The 20,717-nt window shown below is 62.8% G+C and carries 22 protein-coding genes and 5 pseudogenes; 12 read left to right on the top strand and 15 right to left on the bottom strand.

What is annotated here, in order from left to right; all coding sequences use genetic code 11:
- Positions 1–46: 46 nt before the first annotated feature.
- From BLS91_RS17640 to BLS91_RS17610, 7 genes are all read left to right on the top strand, one after another.
- Positions 47–1,051, top strand: a complete 1,005-nt coding sequence (locus tag BLS91_RS17640; RefSeq protein WP_092342113.1) for a response regulator — start codon at positions 47–49, stop codon at positions 1,049–1,051.
- A 6-nt stretch (positions 1,052–1,057) separates the two neighbouring features.
- The gene (locus tag BLS91_RS17635; RefSeq protein ID WP_092342111.1) at positions 1,058–1,642 is read left to right on the top strand and encodes a sensor histidine kinase; all 585 of its coding nucleotides are present in this window, start codon (positions 1,058–1,060) and stop codon (positions 1,640–1,642) included.
- An 88-nt stretch (positions 1,643–1,730) separates the two neighbouring features.
- Positions 1,731–2,444 carry a phosphatase PAP2 family protein gene (locus BLS91_RS17630; protein ID WP_158252893.1) on the top strand — a complete coding sequence of 238 codons (714 nt, stop codon included), beginning with the start codon at positions 1,731–1,733 and terminating at the stop codon, positions 2,442–2,444.
- On the top strand, positions 2,434–3,108 hold the full coding sequence (locus BLS91_RS17625) for a response regulator transcription factor (RefSeq protein WP_092342107.1): 675 nt from the start codon (positions 2,434–2,436) through the stop codon (positions 3,106–3,108). The genes BLS91_RS17630 and BLS91_RS17625 overlap by 11 nt, the downstream gene beginning before the upstream one ends.
- Positions 3,105–4,115: a sensor histidine kinase gene (locus BLS91_RS17620; RefSeq protein WP_092342105.1), complete on the top strand. Its 1,011-nt coding sequence runs from the start codon at positions 3,105–3,107 to the stop codon at positions 4,113–4,115. Before BLS91_RS17625 ends, BLS91_RS17620 begins: the two co-directional genes overlap by 4 nt.
- A gap of 122 nt (positions 4,116–4,237) precedes the next feature.
- The gene (locus tag BLS91_RS17615; protein ID WP_198412836.1) at positions 4,238–5,041 is read left to right on the top strand and encodes a COG4705 family protein; all 804 of its coding nucleotides are present in this window, start codon (positions 4,238–4,240) and stop codon (positions 5,039–5,041) included.
- A gap of 63 nt (positions 5,042–5,104) precedes the next feature.
- Complete coding sequence (locus BLS91_RS17610; protein WP_092342101.1) at positions 5,105–5,767, top strand: DedA family protein; 663 nt, start codon at positions 5,105–5,107, stop codon at positions 5,765–5,767.
- Between the two features lie 3 nt (positions 5,768–5,770).
- Here the strand turns inward: BLS91_RS17610 and BLS91_RS17605 are convergent, their stop codons facing one another.
- The 9 genes from BLS91_RS17605 to chrA form a co-directional block, all read right to left on the bottom strand.
- On the bottom strand, positions 5,771–6,016 hold the full coding sequence (locus BLS91_RS17605; RefSeq protein WP_338061606.1) for a multicopper oxidase domain-containing protein: 246 nt from the start codon (positions 6,014–6,016) through the stop codon (positions 5,771–5,773).
- A gap of 116 nt (positions 6,017–6,132) precedes the next feature.
- Complete coding sequence (locus tag BLS91_RS17600) at positions 6,133–7,089, bottom strand: F510_1955 family glycosylhydrolase (protein WP_092342097.1); 957 nt, start codon at positions 7,087–7,089, stop codon at positions 6,133–6,135.
- 1 nt (position 7,090) lies between these two features.
- A complete protein-coding gene (locus tag BLS91_RS17595) occupies positions 7,091–8,176 on the bottom strand; it encodes a M23 family metallopeptidase (protein ID WP_134505342.1) in 1,086 nt (361 codons plus the stop codon).
- A gap of 160 nt (positions 8,177–8,336) precedes the next feature.
- A complete protein-coding gene (locus BLS91_RS17590; protein ID WP_159433901.1) occupies positions 8,337–8,993 on the bottom strand; it encodes a M23 family metallopeptidase in 657 nt (218 codons plus the stop codon).
- Between the two features lie 339 nt (positions 8,994–9,332).
- Positions 9,333–9,902, bottom strand: a complete 570-nt coding sequence (locus BLS91_RS17585) for a DUF305 domain-containing protein (RefSeq protein ID WP_244288021.1) — start codon at positions 9,900–9,902, stop codon at positions 9,333–9,335.
- A gap of 127 nt (positions 9,903–10,029) precedes the next feature.
- Positions 10,030–10,488, bottom strand: coding sequence for a hypothetical protein (locus tag BLS91_RS19770; protein WP_134505341.1), 459 nt, complete (start codon positions 10,486–10,488; stop codon positions 10,030–10,032).
- Positions 10,489–10,653: 165 nt separating this feature from the next.
- Positions 10,654–11,892, bottom strand: coding sequence for an MFS transporter (locus BLS91_RS17575; protein WP_092342183.1), 1,239 nt, complete (start codon positions 11,890–11,892; stop codon positions 10,654–10,656).
- Complete coding sequence (locus BLS91_RS17570) at positions 11,885–12,277, bottom strand: ArsR/SmtB family transcription factor (RefSeq protein ID WP_092342088.1); 393 nt, start codon at positions 12,275–12,277, stop codon at positions 11,885–11,887. The genes BLS91_RS17575 and BLS91_RS17570 overlap by 8 nt, the downstream gene beginning before the upstream one ends.
- 395 nt (positions 12,278–12,672) lie before the next feature.
- Positions 12,673–13,887, bottom strand: coding sequence for a chromate efflux transporter (gene chrA, locus BLS91_RS17565; RefSeq protein WP_092342087.1), 1,215 nt, complete (start codon positions 13,885–13,887; stop codon positions 12,673–12,675).
- Between the two features lie 501 nt (positions 13,888–14,388).
- On the opposite strand from chrA, the gene BLS91_RS17560 reads away from it, so the two are divergent.
- From BLS91_RS17560 to BLS91_RS17540, 5 genes and pseudogenes are all read left to right on the top strand, one after another.
- Positions 14,389–14,640 (top strand): helix-turn-helix domain-containing protein, encoded by a 252-nt coding sequence (locus tag BLS91_RS17560; protein WP_241983178.1) that lies wholly within the window; start codon positions 14,389–14,391, stop codon positions 14,638–14,640.
- 419 nt (positions 14,641–15,059) lie between these two features.
- Positions 15,060–15,908: an alpha/beta fold hydrolase gene (locus BLS91_RS17555; RefSeq protein ID WP_092342083.1), complete on the top strand. Its 849-nt coding sequence runs from the start codon at positions 15,060–15,062 to the stop codon at positions 15,906–15,908.
- Positions 15,909–16,021: 113 nt separating this feature from the next.
- Positions 16,022–16,399: pseudogene (locus tag BLS91_RS20805) on the top strand (patatin-like phospholipase family protein); the annotation flags it as partial.
- Between the two features lie 57 nt (positions 16,400–16,456).
- Positions 16,457–16,805, top strand: a pseudogene (locus BLS91_RS17545) (NAD(+)--rifampin ADP-ribosyltransferase).
- Between the two features lie 340 nt (positions 16,806–17,145).
- Positions 17,146–17,607, top strand: a complete 462-nt coding sequence (locus BLS91_RS17540; RefSeq protein ID WP_134505340.1) for an SRPBCC domain-containing protein — start codon at positions 17,146–17,148, stop codon at positions 17,605–17,607.
- A 413-nt stretch (positions 17,608–18,020) separates the two neighbouring features.
- Here BLS91_RS17540 and BLS91_RS21220 read toward each other — a convergent pair.
- The 6 genes and pseudogenes from BLS91_RS21220 to BLS91_RS17510 all read right to left on the bottom strand — a co-directional run.
- Positions 18,021–18,297: pseudogene (locus tag BLS91_RS21220) on the bottom strand (transposase); the annotation flags it as partial.
- A 341-nt stretch (positions 18,298–18,638) separates the two neighbouring features.
- Complete coding sequence (locus BLS91_RS17525; RefSeq protein ID WP_092342075.1) at positions 18,639–19,118, bottom strand: AAA family ATPase; 480 nt, start codon at positions 19,116–19,118, stop codon at positions 18,639–18,641.
- A 194-nt stretch (positions 19,119–19,312) separates the two neighbouring features.
- Entirely contained in the window at positions 19,313–19,450 is a 138-nt protein-coding gene (locus BLS91_RS20070) for a hypothetical protein (protein ID WP_159433899.1), read from the bottom strand.
- Between the two features lie 206 nt (positions 19,451–19,656).
- Positions 19,657–19,947: a hypothetical protein gene (locus BLS91_RS17520; protein ID WP_092342073.1), complete on the bottom strand. Its 291-nt coding sequence runs from the start codon at positions 19,945–19,947 to the stop codon at positions 19,657–19,659.
- 27 nt (positions 19,948–19,974) lie between these two features.
- A pseudogene (locus BLS91_RS17515) lies at positions 19,975–20,454 on the bottom strand (IS3 family transposase); the annotation flags it as partial.
- A gap of 82 nt (positions 20,455–20,536) precedes the next feature.
- Positions 20,537–20,717, bottom strand: a pseudogene (locus BLS91_RS17510) (integrase); the annotation flags it as partial.

The raw sequence follows: 20,717 nt of genomic DNA, 5'->3' as shown, positions 1-20,717 counted from the left end.
GCGATGTCCGTGACCCCGCGCCACCGGGAGTGGATAAGCTGCGGGCATGTCCCGTCTGTTGGTCATCGAAGACGACGTGACCATCGCCACGACCTTGGAGTTGGCTCTGCGTGCCGGTGGCCACACGGTCTTCTGGGCTTCGACCGGCCGTGCGGGGATCAACGCCGCGATCGCGCACAAGCCCCAGCTGGTGTTGCTTGACCTGGGTCTTCCCGATCTCGACGGGTTAAGTGTGTGCCGGGAGATTCGCAGTCTGCTGCCGGCCACGATCATCGTTCTGCTGACCGCTCATCGGGAAGAGCTGGATGTGGTGTCTGGGCTGGAGTCGGGAGCGGATGACTACCTCACGAAACCGTTCCGGGTCGTTGAGGTGCTGGCCCGCGTGGGCGCGCATTTACGCCGGGCCAACGGAGACTCCGGCTTGGTCCAGTCGGTTCCGGCCGACGACGTACGCGTGCTCGGTTCGTTGAGCGTGAACGCCGCCGCGCGCACCGTGCAGGTCAACGGCTCTAACGTTGCCCTGCCGGGTCGGGAGTATGACCTGCAGCCCGAAATCGGTGCACCCGTACCGGGTGAGCAGCTGGGCTTCTATACGGCCGGCACCCTCCTTGTTGGCTTGGGGCCGGCGCAAGCGGATGCCGCCGTGCGCGCCGCCTTTGCGGGTAAACCGGCCGAGACGGCCGAGGGGGGCTGGATTTCCGTCGTCGTTCCGGTGGCGTCGGCCGAAACCGTGACCGGTGCCGTGCGTGCGGCCCTGCCGATCAGCGTGCTCTGGCAACGCGTGGGGCTGACCTGGCTGGTGCTGCTGGTCGCGGCCGCAGCCGCATTGCTGGTCGGGATCGGCACGGCACGTCGGCTCGCCCGCATGATCACCGATCCGATGGAGGGCCTTACCCGCGCTTCCCTAGCCCTCGGCGGTGGTGACTTCTTCGTGCGCACCCACCCCTCGGGGCTGCCCGAGATCGATCAGGCCTATGCCGCGCTGAACGTGACCGCCGAGCGGCTGGGCGAGCTGGTCCGCAGGGAACGGCACCTGTCCGCGCAGACCTAGCATCAGCTGCGCACACCCTTGACCGGGCTGCGCGCGTTACTGGAGAACGGGTTGGCCGACCCGGCCTCGGACCTGCGTCAAATCATCCACTCGGCCATCGAACGGGCCGACTACCTGGAAGACACTATCAACGACATCATCGGCCTCAGTCGTCACCGACAACCGGGCGCGCCCGTCGATGCGGCCGAACAACTCGATGCGGCCGCCGACCGGTGGCGCGGACCGTTAGCGCGCGACGCTCGCCGGCTCTACGTCATCATCGACGCTGACCTTCCCACGGTCATCCTGGTGGCGTCAGCGCTGGAGCAGGTGCTCGATGCGCTGATCGAAAACGCCCTGCAGCACGGCGCGGGCACCGTGGCCCTCCGTGCCCGGGCTGCGCACGGTGCACTCGCGATCGACGTTGACGATGAGGGAACCGGCATCGCTGCCACCGACCAGATCTTCGACCATGGTGTCTCGTACGACGGGGGCAGTTGGATCGGTCTGGCCTTCGCACAACAGCTCACCGCCGATCAGGGTGGACGACTGCTGCTGGCACGCCGCCAGCCGAGCACCCGCTTCACCCTGATCTTCCCGTCCACCCCGTAGCCGGGCGGTATAAAAATCCGCTAAGACGGGCGAGCCCGGCAAAATGATTCTTAGACGGTTCTGTGACGCCCCGGGCAACTCTAGGGGGATGAGCACAGACCTTCGACCACTCCGACGGTTCGCCCGAACCGCTGTTCCCGCCGCCGGAGTCATCCTCGCCGTCATCCTCACCGGGCTGCTGCTGAGCGCTTCAGTCGGGTGGACGGCCGGAGAGATGGGCCTGCTCCGTCAAGTGAACATTGCCCACACGGCACCGCTGGACGCGGTGGCTCTCAGCATTGACTGGCTGTTCAGCCCCGCAGCAGGCGCGGTGCTCGTGCTGCTGGCAGCCGGATCGGTGCTGCTGGTGACCCGGCGCCCCGGGCCGGCGATTCGCTTCGTGCTGGTGGTGATGATTCCCACGGTGGGGGCCGACGTGATCAAGCTGCTGGTGCATCGGGCTCGGCCCGACATTCCGTCGCTGCCGCACATTCTGCTTCTTGAACCGGGCGGTCTCAGCTTTCCTAGCGGACACACCAGCTTCGCCGCCTGCTTCCTCCTCGGGGTCATCCTCGTCACAGCTGGCCACCGCTGGCATCCGTTTGTGATCGGAACTGCCGCGGTGGTGGTGCTCGCCACGGCTGCGTCCCGGGTGTATTTGGGGGTGCATTACCCGTCGGATGTGGTGGCGTCGATCGTGTACTCGCTTGCCGCGGTGGCGTTGGTGAACGCCGCCTGGACGCTTCTACTGGCACACTGGAGCCAACGTCGATCCTTCCTCCCGGCCGGACGCGTGCACGAAGGAGTCAGGCATGCCCGCTGAAACTACGGTCCGCGCCCGACTGCTGCTGATCGAAGACGACGCCAAGCTCGGCCCAATGATCCGGGACGTGCTCACGGAAATCTACAACGTCACCCTGGTCGCCGACGGCTCAGACGGCCTGGCTGCCGGCCTGGCTGGCGAGTTCGAGGTGATGGTCATCGACCGGCGCCTGCCCACGCTGGACGGCCTCAAAGTGGTGGAAGCGTTCCGCCGCAAACTGGTCACTACGCCCATCCTGCTTCTGACCGCCCTCGGAACGACCAGCGACAAGGTAGCTGGGCTTGACATCGGCGCCAACGACTACCTGGTCAAGCCGTTCGAATTCGACGAGCTTTTCGCCCGGCTCCGCGCCATCCGCCGAGTGTTCACCGGCGAGGGCCGCACCGTGCTGGTCGGCGGGTGGGAGTACTACCCCGACAGTCGCACCATCTATTCCCCTTATGACGGGCGCATCCTGCTCACCGTGAAAGAGAACGAACTGCTCAAACTGTTAGCGGATGCGCCACAGCGCACGTTCTCCCGCCAGCAGATTCTGCAGGCCGTCTTCAGCGCCGCGGACACCGCTGGAACGGTGGACACCTACGTGCACTATCTTCGGCGCAAGACCGACACCGACATTGTCCTCACCGTGCGCGGTGAGGGTTACCGCCTGGGACAACCATGACCCGCAGCAACCGCGTCGTCGACAGCGACACCCTCGCCATCCGCCGGGCCTCCCGACTCGTCGGCACGCGCATCGCGATCGCGTGTGCCGCGGTCGTCGCGGTGGTCATCGTGGCCGTGTTCGTGTACATCCTGTCCGAGATCTCGCCCGGTGAGTTGTTCGAACCGGTGCCCGACACCGAGAATCTGCAGGTCAGCGCGTTCAAGCTGCTGCGCGCTGCCGCCGTGTTGGGCGTGGCCTTGATCGTTCTGGCCGGGGTGTTGAGCTGGCTGGTCACCCACCGGGCCGTGCAACCTCTCGGTGACGTGCTGCGCATCCAACGGGCGTTCGTCGCTGACGCCAGCCATGAACTCCGCACCCCGCTCGCGGTGCTCGATGCCCGCCTGCAGATTCTGCAGCGCGCCCTCCCCGCCGACGACCCGTCGGCCTCGGTTGTCGCGGAGCTCCGCAGTGATGCGAGGGACCTCATCCACATTGTCAACGACCTGCTCGAATCGGCCGAAATCGGCGGCGCGGCCGGGCCGGACACGACCGTCGGCGATCTGGTCGGTGCCGTCGACGCCGCTGTGCAGTCGATGGCACTCATCGCCGTCGACAAACACATCACCATCGAACTGGATGCCCCGCAGCCCGCGCCTGTGCGCGTGCCCTCCTCCAGCATCACCCGGTGCGTGGTCGCCCTGCTCGATAACGCGGTGCGCTTCGCCCCCACCGGCTCGATCATCACGGTCGGCGTGAGCGTGACCAGGAAAACGGTGGCGGTCACCGTACGCGATCGCGGACCCGGTATCCAGGGCATCGATCCCGCCCGCATTTTCGATCGGTTCGCGCGCTCCGGCACGGCCGTGGACGGCGGCGGAGAGGCCCGCACCGGGTTCGGTATCGGACTGTCCCTCGTGCGGGAGATCGGGGTGCGCTACGGCGGAGCCGTGCACGTCGTCGACAGCTCAGGCGCGGGCACCGCGATCAGCCTCACCCTCCCGCGGGCCAAGCCAGCCGCATCCTGATCCTTTGCCGTCGATCGGGTTACCGCGCACCGGGAAGAAGGGTGTCGATTGTTCGGTTCTGTGAGAAGTCTTAGACGGAGCCGTGTTCGCTAGTGCTACCGACCCCACTCAAGGAGGTACACTTGTCCACGACCTCAACGCTCTCCACGACCGTTTCGCCCATCCGGCACATCCTGACCAAGGTGCCCGAAGTGACCCTCATCTTCTGGGTGATCAAGGTGCTCGCGACGACCGTGGGGGAGACCGCCGCGGACTTTCTCAACGTCGACCTCGGCTTGGGCCTTTCGATCACGTCGGTCATCATGGCCGTACTGCTGGTCGCCGCATTGATCGTGCAATTCAGATTGCCCAAATACACCCCGGCTGTGTATTGGCTGGCCGTGGTGCTCATCAGCGTTGTGGGAACTCTCATCACCGATAACCTCACCGACAGTCTCGGCGTTCCCCTGTGGGTAACGACGGTCGTTTTCGCCATCGCATTGGCTGCGACCTTCACCGTCTGGGCGATCTCGGAGAAGACCCTGTCCATCCACTCCATCTTCACGACCCGGCGGGAGACGTTCTACTGGCTGGCCGTGTTGTTCACGTTCGCCCTCGGCACCGCGGCCGGTGACCTCGTCGCCGAAGGACTCAACCTGGGCTTCCTCGTCGCCCTGCTCGTCTTCGCCGCCGCCATCGCGCTGGTCGCTGTGGCGTACTTCGTCTTCCACTTGAACGCTGTGCTGGTCTTCTGGATCGCCTACATCCTGACCCGCCCGCTGGGCGCATCCACCGGCGATCTGCTGTCTCAGCCTGTCGCTGATGGCGGCCTGGGGCTGGGGACCACGGGAACGAGTGTGCTGTTCCTGACGGTGATTCTCATCTTGGTGGTCGTACTCACCCGCCGCGCCCGCACCACGAACGCCCAACTGACGGCTACCGCCTAAACACCTCGCGCAGCAGCGGATGCCCGGCTCGTCGTCAGTCAACTCAGAGAAAGGACTTGCAGCATGAACACTATGACCGTCACCGCACTCCCTACTTCTGGTTTTCTGGATCCGCAGGCGGTGATCGCAGGGGCCGGCGTCTGGGGCCTCGTCGTCGTGTGTGCGATCGTGTTCGTGGAGACAGGCTTGCTTGTGGGGTTCTTCCTGCCCGGCGATACCCTTCTGTTCTTCACCGGCGTGCTCACCCTCAGCGGGGTGATCAGCCAGCCGCTCTGGATCGTCATCCCGGCCATCGCCGTCTCAGCCGCGCTGGGCGACCAGCTCGGCTACCGCATCGGGCGCACGACGGGCCGCCGCGTTTTCGACCGGCGCGACTCCGGCCTGTTCAGCCGGTCGAGCGTCACCCGAACGCAGGGCTTCTTCGATCGGTTCGGACCGGCGGCCGTCACCATCGCCCGCTTCGTGCCGGTCGTGCGTACCTTTGCCCCCGTCGCGGCGGGCGTGGGCAAAATGCCGCGACGGGTGTTCACGATATTCAACGTCATCGGCGCCGTGCTCTGGACGACCGGGGTTGTGCTCCTGGGCTTCGGGCTGGCCCATATCCCGGGCGTCGCCGAATTCGCCGCACGCTACATCGATCTCGTGCTGATCGGCATCGTGGTGCTCTCCGTGGTTCCTGTCGTCATCCGTGCCATCGTTTCACGCCGCCAGAATGCTCGGGTGTGACCATTAGCCCACGACGTCCTGCCAAATCACTTCTTCAATCGGTTGGCCGGCCCGATCGACGATCTGCATCGGCCAGACGTGCAGGTGCATGGGGTGGTCGAGTGTGCTGGTATTTCTGAGCATCCACTCTTCGACGCTGCCGAATTGCACGGTTGTGTCGACGCGGGAGGCATCAAATGCGTGGCCGTTGATTGTGGCGGACATCATTTCGCCGCTCATGCCGCCGCCGGTGACCGTGAACGTCGCCAGAGCGATTTCGTCGGAATTGGACGCAGTGAGAGACTCCGAGGAATGAGTTCATCAAGTTTCCTTCAGTCGACGAGGTGGAGGTTGGTCGTATGGCTGGTGTCGGCAGATGGTGGGTGTCAGTCAGCCAATGAAATCAATGAGGTCCACGTGACACCACCATCGTCGCTGGCGGCGATGCCGGCGGCATCCGCGACGAGGAGCCAGGGGGAGGGGCCGCCGACGACGGTGAACGCTTCGGATATGCGGCCGGTGGTGCCGGTTTGTGTCCACGTATCGGCGGTCTGCCGCCAAACCGCACCGTTCGGATCGATACCGACCAATTGGGTGTCGGTGTCGGTTTCGACAACATCCAGGAGGAGGAGCGCTGGCGCGCCGACGATTAGGGCGAACGTTCGGCCTGCATCGGTGCTAATCATGAGACCGTCTGCTGTTGTCGCGTAGAGTCGATCGGCCTGGGACGGATCCGCAGCCAGGTCGCGCAGCGCGAGGACCGCTCCAGAGGACCAGGTGAGGCCGGAATCGTCGCTGACAGCGATCGCCCCGGCACCCGCGTCGTAGCCGTAGACGCGCAGGGTGCCGTCTTCGAGAGCGACGGCATCTAGATCGTGAAAATCCGTTTCGCCCGCCAGTGAGAGCGCCGTCCAGGACTTCGCGCCATCGGTGCTGGAAATGAGTCCCAAATTCGGAAGCGCCAAGTCGCTCGGTTTGGTTGGATCGGGATGACCAGACGCCAGCAATTGACCGGGCCCAGCGACGGTAAAGCCCATCGTGTCTTGCGCCAGACCGGCTATCTGAATCGGTTGCGTCGTATCGGGTCGGGGCGCCCCCGCCAGATAGCTATCCGCAAGAACTCCGGTTGGGACGAGCCATACCCCATGGTGCGTGGCCGCATAGGTCTCTCCTGTCAGTGGATCGGCTCCGAGGCCGTGCACGTGCTCGAAGGCGTTTGGAACCGGAGCGGTGACGAGCGACCCCGCTGCCGAGTTCGAAGCGCTGGCCGAACAACCGGTGATGGCAACCAGGCCAACGAGCAGCAGGGTTAGGGCGAGGAACCGGCGTGGAGAACGGGGCAATCTAACCAAGGGAGACTCCCCGATCGCTCATAAAGGTTTGCGGATTGACGCGGGCACCATTGACTCGTGTTTCAAAATGCACGTGGCAGCCCGAGGACGCACCTGTCGTGCCCACGAGCGCAATGGTGGCGCCGGTGGAAACCTGCTGTCCGGCGCTGACCAGGAGGGAACTGTTGTGTGCGTAGCCGGTTTGGGTGCCGTCACCGTGGTCGATGAGAACCCAATTGCCGTAGGAGCCGAGCCAGCCTGCGTAGACGACCGTTCCAGCGGATGCGGCATAAACGTTGCTCCCGCAGCCTGCGGCGATGTCGGTTCCATAATGGAACGCACCGACCCCGGCTACCGGTTTGTTGGGGCGAGCTCCGTATGCCGAGCTGATCCATCCCGACACGGGCAAGGTCCAGCCCTGTCCGTTGGGTGTGCTGCCACCGCCCGCAGGCCTGCTCGCTGTTGCGGCCGCGGCCGCGGCCGCAACCTGTTCAGCTCGCGCTTTGGCGGCAGCAGCTTCGGCCGCTCGGCGAATTACTTCGCCCGCGGTATAGTCGGCCTCTGTCGCGGCTCGATCCTCCGTCAGCACTGCAAGCTGAGCCTGCAGGGTTCCGGCTACTTCTTGCTGGTCGGCCAGCGCCGTCTCAACGCGAATGCTCGAGGCCATCGCCTCAGCCAGCGCGGTCTGGGCCGTCTCGGCCAGCACGCCCAGCGCTTGCTGGGCGATCTGGGCCTGATCGGTAAGTGATCGGGCAGAATTTCGGTCGGCCGCCGCGGAATCATAGACCAGACTCATTCGCTCCGTCAGCTTGCTCATCGAGCCAAGTTGATTCAGGAGGTCGCTGGCGCTGGACCCATCCACGAACAGGGACAGCGACAGATCGCTGTTCCCCGTGCGAGCGAGCATCGCCGCCAGTCGGCCGGCCTGCTCTCCGGAGACGACGGCAGCGGCCGAGGCCTCATCGGCTTGATTCTGCAAGTTGGTCGCCCTCAAGGTTGCCCCGTCGAACGCGCTTTGGGCGGCTTCATAGTCGGTCGCGCGCCGATCTGCTTCCGCACGGGCGGCATCCACTTCGGTCGTGAGACCCGAGATCAGCACGGTTAACTCCGTGACCTGCGCTTGTTTGCTGGCTTCGGACGATCGAGCACTTTCCACATCAGACCAGCTCGGATACTCAACCGCCTGGGCAGGCCCGGCGATTCCGAGTAACGACAATACCGTCACCGCGACAACTGCGACCCTCGTGAAAGTCCTGTGCTTAGCCAAGAGAGACCCCCCGAGCGTTCATGAATGGTTCCGCATCGATGCGTTCACCGTCGACGCGTGTTTCAAAATGTACGTGGCAACCGCTGGATGCACCGGTTGATCCCACGATCGCGATGATCTCACCGGCCACAACCAGCTGACCGGAGTCCACGAGAAGCTGACTGTTGTGGGCATATCCCGTCTCGACACCGTTGCCGTGGTCGATGAGAATCCAGTTGCCGTAGGAGCCCTGGTAGCCCGAGGTGACAACTTTGCCTCCTGTAGCCGCGAAGACGGGCTGGCCGCAGGGTGCCGCTATGTCGGTTCCGTTGTGGAAGTCGCCGACACCATCAACAGGCTTGTTCGGGCGAGAACCGAACGGGCTCGATATCCGGCCCAAAACCGGTAAGGCCCAGCCTTCATCGCTGATCTGGCCCGGGCTCAGGCTCGCCCACTCCCCATTGCTGGCGTGGTCGGTGTACGAGGCCGGTTCGGGCGCTTCCGTGATGGTGTATCCGTCGCGTTCGATGAGAACGGATGCTGCCCCAGCGGCGCTGACGCTTTGCAGATCGTCCGTCGGGGCGGCGCTGCTGGCTGCGGCGGCCTGTGGCGTGTTCGTCTTGACCACGAGCGCGGGCAGGGACGTGCTGATCGCGAAGAGTGCGATCATCGCCATGGCGCTGCCGGCCGCAGCACGTTGGCGAAGCGGGATTTGCCGAGGAACAACCTTCGCGGGTGGGGCAGCTTCCGATGGGCCGGATCGGCCCGTCCGCAGCATGGCTTCCATGGCGCGCAGATCGCGTCGCGCCATGGGTGGAGTGGCGCCGGAGATGTGGGGCGCCGTAGCGACGTGACCGGTGCTATCCACGGATCACCGCGCTAGCGAGGTGAGCCAGAGGGGGAGTGTGACGGTGATGCATACTTATGTCCTTGCGGGTCATTCGGGAAACGAAGGCTGGGCTCCACGGGCGCTCTCTTCCAAAGAAGAGCGCGCCCCGAACGTGTCGCTTTAGAGCGACGCGAGGAGCTCGGCCATGACGGCAATTTCAGCCGTCTGCGACTTGACAATGTTGGCGGCCATCGCCTGGGCGTCCGCATTCTCACCATCATCGACTTCGAGCTGCGCCATCGCGACAGCGCCCTCATGGTGCACCGTCATCTGTTCGAGGAACAGGGTGGCGGCCTCGATTCCTGAGGCGTCCTGCAAGGCCATCATGTCGTCGTCAGACATCATTCCGTCGGAGCCGCCACCCATGCCGGACATGCCGTCCATGCCCGACATGCTGCTGTCATCCTCGCCCCACGCCGTCAACCAGTCTTTCAGCTGCGTGATCTCGGGTTCCTGGGCAGCCTTGATCTCGGTTGCGAGATCGGTGACGCTTTGGTCGATACCGTCCTTGGCGAGGAGGTCATCGCTCATTTGAACGGCCTGCTCGTGATGGGGGATCATCATCTGCGCGAAGGTTATGTCCGCTGAATTGAAGGCCGCTGTGGTTTGGCTGGCCGAGGGGCTTACTGAATCGGTGGCGGGACTGCCACCGGCACAGGAGCTGAGAGTCAGTGTGGCCGCGAGTGCCACAGCCGCATACAGAAAAGTTCGTGGTTTGAGCATCGTTCATCCATTCGTCGATAAGTTGTAGACATCGAGTGGCCGTGGGCACGGCGTAGTTCCGAGGCCATGTGCTGGCTCGGAACTACCTCTCGGTTTAAACGCGACAGATGGAGAGACGGGTGAGGCTGGGGCGCTGAGCCGGCAGAGCGCTGGTGCGCCAGGAGTTCAAGAGGTGGCTGCCGGCATCGAGCAGGCGCCGATACGTGGCCGGAAGCCGAGTCAGAAAAACCATGACGACGAGGGTCAGTAGCAGGACGCACGTCATTGCCAGCAGAGCGCAATCAAGCATTCCGTTCAGGCTTCCGGACGTGATAGCCGCGACGACGGGAGCGGCCATGACAGCAGTCATTCCCATCACTGAAGATTGCTCAGTGGTAGCCGATGAAGCAGCAACATTTGATGACGCGGTGGCTGGCGTGTGCATGGAATGCCCGGTCGCCTCGGAATGAATGGCAAAAACAGCAAAAAGCAGCGCGGCCAAAGCAAGCAACGAGACGAAAGGCGACACAGAGACGGGTGCAAACAGCCGTCCTACCGCACGCTTCAGGGTCATTTCACCTACTTCTCTGCACTCAGTCCATGACTGAACTGCCAATGTCTTCCTTCGCAGAGTACCCCACCGTGAGCAGCGAATCCTGAATGCCAGTTTTACCAAAGCACTGCCACGGATCTGGACACCCCCTTCCGCGGGCAGCACGACACGCAGCGCGCCCTTCTCTCAGACCGCGATTGGCGCGTCCATCGGTGATGAGGTTGTTGCCTGAGCTGTCCACGCACGAAGCGCGATGATGCCTGCGACTATTCCGATGCCGGCGAGTACCGCTGCAGTGGGTGCCAATCCGAGCAGGGCGCCGAGGATCCCGGCGAGAGGGTAGGTGACGATGAAGCAGGCGTGCGAGAGCGAGAACTGTGCAGCAAAGACGGCCGGTCGATTCGGTTCGTCGGACGAGCGGCGCAACAGTCGTGCCGACGGAGTCAGAATGAGCGCGGTCGCGGCGCCGAGCACGAACCAGATCAGGAGAAGACCAGACCAGGTCAAGGTGGTTGTTGGCAAAGAAACAACGCCGGCGAGGGCCAGAAGCCCCACTGGTAAGACAGAGCAGCCGAGCAGCATGACGGTTCGGTCGGCGAAGCGCTCGAGTACCCGGGGCAGCGCGAGCGCGACGAGCATGGACCCGAATCCGTAGCAGGCCAGGGCGATCGCGAAGTCGGACTGAGCGCGGCCGAAGTGGCTTTGCACAAGCACGACGGTGTTGACGATGACCATGCCGGTCGACGTCGCGACGACCATGTTCATAGCGAGTAGAGCGCGCAATTGCGGTGTGCGCCAGAAAACGCGTGCGCCGCGGGTGAGGCGCTCCCAGAACGGTGTCGGAGAGGAGACATGGTGTGCCGGCAGGGTTGCTGTGAGCACAAGCAGGGCGGAGCCGACGAAGCCTACGACAGTTCCCACGAACAGGGAGTGGTAGCTGATCACGGTCAACAGAGCGGCGGCCAGAATCGGGCTCAGGAGGGATTCGAGGTCGTAGGCCAAACGAGACAACGACAGCGCCCGGGTGTAGTCGCTCTCTTTCGGAAGTACGGCCGGGATGAGGGCCTGAAATGCCGGGGTGAACGTGGCCGAGGCGGCCTGCAGCACGAAGATGAGCACATAAATCTGCCAGGCCTCAGTGACGAACGGCAGACAGAGCGCGACGATCGCGCGCAGCACATCCGCTGACACCAGCAGAGTCTTGCGCGGCACGTGCGCTGTCAGGGCGGAGATCACCGGCGCGATTCCGACATAGGCGACCATTTTGATGGTCAGTGCGATGCCGAGCACGATGCCGGCGTCGCCGCCGGCCAGGTCGAAGGCGAGCAGGCCCAAAGCTACGGTGAGCAGTCCGGTGCCGACCAACGCCACGATCTGCGCGCTGAACAACCGGCGATACGTTCGGTTGCGCAGAACCTCAAGCATGAGCGCCCGCATCGTGGGCCGCAGCCGACGTCTCAAGCGGAAGCCGGTGGTGCGCCGGTGTGCCCTCGACCGCATGTTCAGCCTGGAAAATCGCATCCGCGACGAGCTGGCGGGCATGCTCATCGGCCAGACGGTAGAACACCCGCGTGCCCTCGCGGCGGGTCGCCACGATACGCCCCAGCCGCAGCTTCGCGAGGTGCTGGGATACGGCCGCTTGAGACTTGTTGACTGTCTCGGCGAGCTCGTTGACCGACAACTCCGTGTCGCGGAGGGCAAGAATGATGCGGATACGTGTGGCATCGGCGAGCATCGCAAAGACTTCCACGGCCAGCTCGACGTACTCTCCATCAGAATCAAGCGCACACATCTTCTTATCTGCATTCATACGCAGATTATTGCACAGTATCCGCTGTCAGGACAGTGGCGTTGGCCGGATGGGATCGACGGTCCAAGCCACAGATGAGACCCGAACGACTCGGAGCCCGCCCTGGTTGTCACGTCTTCCGTAGACCCGAATGCGCGGTATGGCGTTCATGCACATGGCGGCTTTGGCCGAGATATACCTGACCATCAAACGCGAGATTTAAGGTTGCGGAATTGACCATATTGTTTCGAGAGATAGTTACAAGAAACTTCAAGCCGCACAAGCCAAGCCGAGTGTTGGAGTAGACCGCGGCGGCATCGCGCCGCGTCATAGCGGGAATGAGACAGTCATCCCCGTGTCGAATCTCATTCAAAGGGGGGGGCGCTAACGTCGTTGGAGCCGGGATCGCTATCTGTTTAAAGCATTTCTTCGGGCAGAAGAGTAAGCACTATCCCGCCGACAGCACCGACGCCTACGACAGCCCAAGCCGGTATGCGCCACGCGATGAGCAGCACGAAACACAAGAGAGCCAGGACGAATGGGGCAGGACCCGTGATCGAATTTGTAAAAACTGGGTCATACAAGGCTGCGGCGAGGATACCGACAACTGCAGCGTTCGCGCCGCGCATGAGCGCTTGCGCCCATGCTCGCAATCGAAACGCATTCCAGAACGGTAATACCCCGATGAAGACAAGTAATCCTGGCAGGAACACACCAATTAAGGCGAGAGTGGCACCTGCGGTACCGCCCGGGCCCACGGCTGAGACGGTGCCGAGATACGCAGCGAATGTGAACAAAGGGCCGGGTAGCGCCTGCGCCGCGCTGTATCCGGTGAGAAATTGATCCGGAGAAACCCATCCCGGATCCAGGACTCCGGCTTGCAACAACGGCAAAACGACGTGACCGCCGCCAAACACCAGCGCCCCGGCCCGGTAGAACGCGTCGAACACTTCAATCGTCTCCCATTCGGTCGCGGCAGCCGCAACCGGTAACGCGACCAGCAAGATTGCGAAGAGCGACAGGCAAACCCATCCGACGGCACGGGAGACCGGGAATCGGATCATTTCAGTCACGGTGCCGGAGCCAGCACGGCACCAGATCAGGCCAGCACACGCGCCCGCCACAAGAGCGATGATCTGACCCATTGGTCCCGCGAGCAGAAGCGCGATGAGAACAGCAATCACTGCGATGGAAGCGCGAGCAGGATCGGGGGTAAGCATACGTGCCATTCCCCAGACAGCCTGAGCGACAATCGCTACGGCGACGATCGTGAGTCCAAGGATGATCCCGGAACCAATCTCGCCGTGAAATACGCTCGCACCGTAGCCGAAAGCCACCATCAGGACGGCAGAGGGGAGAGTGAAAGCGAGGAACGCGGCGATAGCCCCCAGCGGCCCTGCTCGGTACAGGCCCAGACCGAATCCGACCTGGCTCGACGCAGGGCCCGGGAGGAACTGCCCGAGCGCGACGAGATCTGAGTAATCGCTATCGCTTAGCCATCTGCGGCGTTGGACCAACTCCTCACGGAAATATGCGAGATGTGCCACCGGGCCCCCGAAGGATGTTAATCCCATTCTCAAAAATACCCAGAAGACCTCCCAGGCGCTCTTACGCACGCGAGGTTCAACCATGCGGCCTTCCGAGGCTATTGTTTGGCCCACTCCCCACGCGTTCGGCCTGATGTTCCGCTTGTGAGTTACTTTTCTGGACACAAATGAAGTGTCGCACGCTCCGGTTAACGAGCGGATACCCCCTGCACCGCAGGGAGATCGCCAAGATACGTGACGTGCTGGACCAAGGTCCAGAGGTTAGGGGTTAGGGGTTAGAGGTTAGAGGTTAGAGGTGAGAAAGTAGAACAAGAAACCGAGAGGAAACGCCACTCCGGCGAGGACGATGAGCTCTCCATCGCAGTCGTGTGCCCCAGCCGGTGCGGGGCGTCATTCTGTTCGGCCTTGATCAGGACTCTCGTTAAGAGCCATGGCGACAGCCCGGCCAATGATCGGGTTCGATCACCTCTGCCGAAAATTTGACGGTCATATAGCCATCGGTAGCTTCGACGGCGATAATACCGCCAGCCAGGCTGAAGGGTTTAAGAACGTCGGAAGGAGTTTGTCCTGGCTGCACGTGGAGAAGTGAAGGGCCCAGAGGGTCTCGGTCGAATGCTGCAGCGGGGCCGTCTCGTAAGCGGTCTGACGCAGCGCGATCTCGCGGAGAGGTTGGACACCGACCAGAAGTACATCTGGGGTTTGGAGTCCGGCAAGAACACCATCGTGATCGAGCGCATCTTTGCGATCATGCGGGAGACCGGTATTCGCATGTACATGGAGGTCGATCCAGGCACCGACGGGCCCCAAGACGATGTTGTGGACGAGACCCATGGGTGACTTGCGCGTCGAGCAATACGGCGAGTTGGTCGGGCATCTGGTCGGTGCGCACGCTGTGATTCTCAGTTGACGGCGTCGGGCTGGCTGCCGGCGATCTGAGCGAGGGCGGCCAAGTGGCCTTCGAGCGTTTTTCGCCCATCGACCGTGAGCGTGTGTGTTGAAGACGCTCGGGCGCAGCCATTTCGTGAAGCTGCTTTCCGGCTGAGAGCCGATTGCGGCATCCGCTCCTGGTGGCCATTCGTTCGGTGCGGCTCAATCACGGGCAGGAAGGCAGCTAACGGCGGTGCGACGCCTTCGCCCTGGAGTTCGCGTGCACCCCCAGGTCGGGCAGGACTCAGCTTTCTCCTAGCAAACTCGGATTACGCCCCGCAACTATCCCGACTACGTTCGGGGCACCATACCAATTTCAAGGAGAGACCATGCCCTTCATCACCGTTCCCGCGCCAAATGAAACCGATGTCGAACTGCATTACGAGGACGCAGGCGCCGGTAAGCCCGTCGTGCTGATTCACGGCTGGCCACTCAGTGGCAGGTCGTGGGAGGGCCAGGTGCCCGCACTCGTGGACGCCGGCTACCGGGTGATCACCTATGACCGTCGCGGGTTCGGCCAGTCGTCCCAGCCTTGGAACGGATACGACTACGACACGTTCGCTGCGGACCTGAAGGTCGTGCTCGACACCCTCGACCTGCACGAGGTCACCCTCATCGGATTCTCGATGGGCGGCGGTGAGCTCGCCCGCTACGTCGGCACTCATGGCACCGACCGCGTGGCGAAACTCGTCTTCGCCAGCGCAGTAACTCCGTATCTCTGGAAGTCGGAGGACAACCCCGAGGGCGGTGTCGACGCCGGCCTGGCTCAGTGGTTCCACGACGGCCTGACTGGCGACCGGCCGGCATTTCTGCACGAATTTCTTGAAATGTTCTTCACGGCCGGTAAGCCCTCGTTGGTCAACAAGCCTAAGGTCAGCTCCGAGCAGATTGCCTACAACCGCGACATCGCAGAAATAGCGTCACCGAAGGGCACGCTCGACTGTACGACCGCGTTTGCGACGACGGATTTTCGCGACGACCTGACGAAAATCACCGTGCCTACTCTGGTCATCCACGGCGACTCCGACACGATCGTGCCGTTTGAGGTCAGCGGTAAGCGTACTCACGAGGCCATCGCCGGCAGTGAACTCGTGCTGATCGAAGGTGCTCCGCACGGTCTCACCGTGTCGCACACGGACGAATGGAACCGGCACGTTCTCGAGTTTCTCGCGAAGTAGAGACTCGAGGAGAGCCCGTCGCTGATCGGTGGCGGGCTCTCCTCCGCCCGGGGTCGGACTCGACTCGGCCCGCGCGCAAAATCACCGTGGCACGTCGAGCTGCAACCGGTTGCGGAGTCGTATTGACTGATGCCGTCGCCGCCAGCTGCGCCAGTGGCCTTCCGTACCGAATCGACGATATCCGCTACATCGACGGCGGCTACCGATCGAACGCCGAGAATGCTCATCTGGCCGCCGGATACGGACGGGTGCTGGTGCTGTCACCGTTCGGCGGCAAATCATTGACGCCGCTGCCCTGGGGAGTGCATCTCGCCACTCAGATCGCCGAGCTCCGCGCCGAGGGCAGCACGGTCGAAACGATCTTTCCAGAAGAGGGCTCCGAGCACCTGTTCGGTGTTCACGCGATGAATCTGTCGCTTCGGCCGCTCGCTGCTCGGGCTGGATACGAGCAGGGCACAGCAAGCGCTGACTACCTCGCCGAATTCTGGCGGCGTCGTGGACCCTACGGTTCGAGTTCAGATCTGCTACCAACTGTTGTGGAGGTGACGATGACCGGCGAGCCCAAACCATTCGATGTCTACGAACCCGGTGTTCTGTTGCATGGGACAAAAGCAGACTTGGCGCTGGGCGACCTGTTAGTTGCTGGTCGCGACTCGAATTTCGAAGCCGGGAGGCGAGCGAACCATGTCTACCTGACGGAAACGCTGGACGCCGCAACCGGGGGCGCTGAACTGGCAGTTCCCCGGCAATCCGACTCACTCTTACCGCACCCGCGAACCGGTGGAAGTGGTCGGTGAACTCCTCGATTGGATTGGGAACTCGCCGGTTCAGGTGCAGTCGATGCGAGATAGTCTCGCCGCTCTCACCCGGAAAGGCCGCGCGGTCATCGACGACTAGGCCATTCGGTGATATCGCAGGTGGATCAATCGGTTGATCGACGGGCGCTCTCCTAGTCGATGGCAACGAAAGGATTGAGCAAACCGGGCTCTTCCGAATACCAGTGCTGGACTGGGGGAACCACGCCTGGCGACTGTTTAAGCTCGTAAGGCGTACACGCACCATGGGCGCCAAAGGACCGACCTCTGATGCGTTGCCCCTCGCGTTCATGGCGCTCGCCCGGCCGTGAACAGATACGCAATCATGGGTAGGCTCGATGAGGTGCGTTTGCAGAACCTGTTGACGTGCCGCTCTGCGGGCACTGTCCCGTCGCGCTCGGCTTGAATGTGAAGGAAACACCGTGTCTGATCACGCAAGAATCAAGGGGCACACAGTGACCCGCACCGTGCACATCGGAGCCTCGCGCGTGCACGTGTGGAAGGCGCTGACCGACCCCGAGGTGATGGTCAAGTGGTTTGGCGACGGTGTGGGGTTCGCCGCGCTCGAGCCCGGTGCAACGGGCAGCATCGACTGGGATGACTACGGCAGTTTCCCGATCGAAATCACCGAGGTCGTGCCCGACGGCTCGTTCGGCTTCCGTTGGTCGGGAATCCCCGCCGAACAGCTCGACGAGTACTCGACGCACGTGCGCTTCACCCTCGCCGATGCTGGTTCCGGGACGGATGTCACGGTGATCGAATCGGGCTTCGACACACTCCCCGGCGGCACCCGCTACCGTCGCGAACGACTTGAGCAGAACCGAGAGGGCTGGGACGTCGAACTCGACGAACTCGCGCTCCTATTCGAGGTTGTCTCGGAGTAGTTAACGATTACAGGGGAGTCGCTTGACGAGTGGGTCACGTTGCTCGGCCTCTCCCGTTTCGTCAATCTGCCCTTGGTGAGCGTTTCAGGACTAACAGTCAGTACCGTCATTCCACCAGGACGCTATGCGACTTGGTTATGACAATCACGGCGCCGCGAGATTCGGGCGATTTGGAAAGGCGAAAAGGGGGACTGGTGACACGTCCCATAGTCCTAGGGCGGTTTCGAGACACGATGAATGAGCGCAGTAGGCTTCGAGCATGACGCGTCTTGACCAAGCTGAGTCCGATGCAGAGTCCAAGGGCACCAGCACCGCCTATCTCGGCGGCGCCATCGTCACGTCCCGCTGAGTGGTGGAGTTTCTCGACACCGTGCAGGTCAGTGGTTCTGATTATGCCGCAGTGAGTTCGGGAACGGGAATCCCCCTGTGAGGATGCTGGCGTCGACGGTTGCGAGGGCGTCGTGGAGCATCTGGGCGACCTTGGGGGTGGGAGTGTTCGAGCATGCGGGTGACCTCGTCGAACTGGGCCTGAACGTGCTTGGCGTCCGGCTGGGCGAAGATCGTGCGGATGACGCTGGCGACCATTTCCTGGCTGGCCCGCGGGACGATCGAGAGAATATTTCGCATTTGATGGACACGGCAGCGTTGCCAACTGGCGCCTTGGAATACGGTGCCGATGGCTTTCTTCAATGACCTGCTCCAGCCGGATTCCGAGAATGTTGATCAGCGCTGTGACCATCTCAGGATCGACCGCACTCAAGCGCAGCAGTGGCGGCGCTGCGAACGCAAGTTGTTCCTTCTCGATGCGAACGGGAACCAACTCCGCGTTGCATTCCTGAACCACAACGCCCGGAGTTGCAGGCACGCCGCCAGTGTCCAGCCAGGCCCGGGCGGTACCGAGCGTTGAATGGCCAGCGAACGGTTTCCGGTGCAGGGACCGTCGCCGAACACGTCGACCTGGCGAAATTGTCGGATCATCCTCGAACGCTACCAAAACGCGGAAGCGGATTCCGCGGCGGCCCTATTGTCATCTAGCGGTCTTCGAGAACCCGGTTGACGATGTCACTGACTGTTTCGGAAGGCGCGAGCCTGCGCTCCCGTACAAAACTGAGTGGTTGCCATCCGTGGTACCAGACGGCCATCTCGTCTGCGGTGAAGTCGACAGCCCTGGAGCGGGTTTGGTGTCGGAGGACAGTTTCCTCAAAACTCAGGTCGAAGGCATAGAAGCGGGCGTCTTCGGTCATAAGCCTGACGCGCGCGAGCATAGGACCGTACCGGTCGGCGTTGAAGATGCCATCAAGGATCACGTGCTGTCCGACACCCAGGCAGTGCGCCGCCGCAGCTTCGAGCAGATCAGCGTGCGCGAGGCTGTCCTGTTCACGCTCGTGGTAGATCACCCGGCGGAAGTGGTCCTGGCTGAGAATGGCGGCCCGTCCCGGCAACTCCGATTGGAGTCGTTCGGCGATTGTGCTCTTGCCTGAGCCAGAGTTACCACGGAGCACGATCAGCATGAATCGACGCTCGCGGCTGAACCGAGCCCTCGGTATGCGCCAATAATAAGCGTAACGTCAACGTCGATGTTCAATTGTCTCCTCGTTGACCCGACTACTGCCGTGCCCCTCCTTCACAGCGTATCGACGACGACGCCACGCTGGTCACGCGGGCACGAATTCTGCGTGGATGCCTTGACCTTGGTTGACGACGGCTAGAACGCGGCGACTACGACGAGAATGGCGACGACACCCAGCACGATCCCCTTGGCGACGTAGCCCACGACTCCGAGAGTGATCACGGCTCGGGCCGCTCGGCACGGTGAGGTCGGCGGTGAATTTCTTGGCGGCACCCTTGTAAACGGAGTAGGCGCTGATCGCGAGCACGATCAGCCCGGCCCTGAACAAAAGGACCACGCCGCCGGGGGAGGCGAGCAGCGTCGCGCTGAAGTCCCTGGTGCTGTATTTCTCTGCGGATGCGACGTGGTTCGGTTTCAGGAAGGCTCGAGACGTGTGCGTGGCCGCGCAGTGTCGGCTCCGGACTATCGACAGACTGCCATCACCTGATGGCCGCTTCGGCACACGAGTCGTCCTGCGCCGTTTGGCCGGTAAGACCGTCCAGCGGCTGAACGGTCGGTACTGGTGCAGGGACGGCGGTTTCGCCCGGTTCCGGCGTTGACGTTTCGACCGGCACTGCGGAATCCGTTGTCGGTTCTGGAGTGGAGGTCGTTCCCGGGAGAGTGAAGGGCTGATCGGCTGCGAGTTTGGTGAACATCTCAGCGGCCACGGATTCCACCGGAACGACCTTGCCCGGAAAATCGGGATCCTCGGTGTGACCTGCCGCGGGCATTTCGGACAGCGGAATCAGTGGTTTCTTCTACGCTGCCAATGCTGGCTGTTGATAACCGTAGTGGACTTCATTCGGTCGGCGGTAACCGAGTGCGGAGTGCCGGCGTCGACTGTTGTAAAACCCTTCGATGTATCGGATGACGTCGCTGCGAGCTTGTGATTTCGTGGCATACGCGGTGCGATACACGCGCTCGTTCTTGAGCATGGAGAAGAAACTTTCGGCCATGCTGTTGTCCCAGCACACGCCGGTGCGGCCCATCGAGGAACGCATCCCCAGGCCGGTCACCAGAGCCCGAAACTCGGCCGATGTGTAAACGCTGCCCCTATCGGAATGCCAGATCGCGTCCGGCTCGATCAAGGTCGTAGCGGCGGCATTCCGGAGGGCATCCGCGACGAGTTCGGTGCGCATGTGGTCGGCGATAGACCAGCCGACGACCTTCTTCGAATAGCAGTCGATGACAGTCGCCAGGTAGATGAACCCTTGCCAGGTGTGGATGTAGGTAATGTCCTATGCCGACGTTGGGGCTATGCCGATGGGGGTTGTAATGGTGCTGGTCAGACGGGTTTTAGGGGTTGAGATGTCGGCATAGTTATAGGGCTGTGAGCCAGGCGAGGATGCTTGGTTCGGGATGGTAGTTGCCGGGAGTGACACCGGGCGGTCTGGTCCGTTCGATGGCGGCTTGCTTGATCGCCATGTCGGCGTGGAGGTAGGCGTCGGTGCTGTGCGTGTCGGCGTGACCGAGCCAGAGCGCGATGACGGCGATGTCGACC

It is taken from the genome of Cryobacterium flavum, from assembly GCF_900103805.1.
Taxonomy (GTDB): domain Bacteria; phylum Actinomycetota; class Actinomycetes; order Actinomycetales; family Microbacteriaceae; genus Cryobacterium; species Cryobacterium flavum.
The sequence above is the reverse complement of the archived record's forward strand: the minus strand, read 5'-3'. Positions and strand labels throughout refer to the sequence as shown.